The following is an 873-nucleotide window of genomic DNA, read 5'->3' on the forward strand; positions in this document are numbered from 1 at the left end:
GAGCGCCTCGGCCCAGCCCTCGGGTGGTCGCCCGCCGCCTGATCCACGGCCCACGCATGACGACGCCCCTCCCGCGCGCTGCGAGAGGGGCGCCGTCCTCCGCCCTAGTCGCGACTTCTGCGCCGGCGGCGCTTCTGGAAGGTCGCGGAGACCAGGTACGTGACGACGAACATGAGCACGGCCACCACGCTCGCGGGCACGGCTTGCGAGGCAGGGGAACGGCCGTCGAGCACGGGCACGATCACAAGCTGCGAGAAGAGGAAGAACGCGACGACGATGCTCGACGACGCGAGCGCACGGCTTCGATCAGCTCGGTGGTCCTCGGGGTCAATCACGACGGCACTGGACTTCCAACGTCGGGAGGTAGATCCGCACGTCGCGGTTGCGTGTGCAGATGCCATGGGCTGTGGCTACCGCGACGATGGTCGCTCCTATGCCTACGCCCACTGCGCACCCGAGGCCACCGCTCTCCGGGCCGAGTGCCGCACAGATCAGCAAGCCCAGCGTGCCCGCCGCGCCCGCTGCTTGTTCGGAGGGGTCGCGGCTGACATACGGGAACGGATCCGCCCCGGCTCGTGCGAGAGACCTGCCCAGCTCCTCCTGTGTCGGTACCCCGACCACCGGCGCTCCTCCGGGTGAGTAGGTGTAGGTGATGGTCGCTCCGTCGCCGATCCGGTACGTCACGCGCTGGCCGAATGCGGTAGTGACGGCGTCCCGCGGAACCGCGCTCTCGCGGAGCGCGATACCGGCCCTCTCGATGCGCTCCGTGGATGGAACCGCGTCGGAGACGTCCGCCGTTCGAGCAAGTCCGGATGAGGATGAGGCGCTGACGCGGCTCAGAGGAGTGTCAGTCGGCGTCGCGGAGGCGCTGGA

The 873-nt window shown here is 69.5% G+C and carries 2 protein-coding genes; both read right to left on the bottom strand.

Features of this window, described 5'->3' with window-relative positions:
• Nucleotides 1-104: 104 nt before the first annotated feature.
• Nucleotides 105-335 carry a hypothetical protein gene (locus DZG00_RS15915; RefSeq protein WP_015489366.1) on the bottom strand — a complete coding sequence of 77 codons (231 nt, stop codon included), beginning with the start codon at nt 333-335 and terminating at the stop codon, nt 105-107.
• On the bottom strand, nt 328-873 hold a 546-nt coding region (locus DZG00_RS17220), incomplete at its 5' end, for a hypothetical protein (RefSeq protein ID WP_199689841.1). The genes DZG00_RS17220 and DZG00_RS15915, both read right to left, overlap by 8 nt.

The sequence above is a fragment of the Clavibacter lycopersici genome (assembly GCF_003576405.1).
Classification (GTDB): domain Bacteria; phylum Actinomycetota; class Actinomycetes; order Actinomycetales; family Microbacteriaceae; genus Clavibacter; species Clavibacter lycopersici.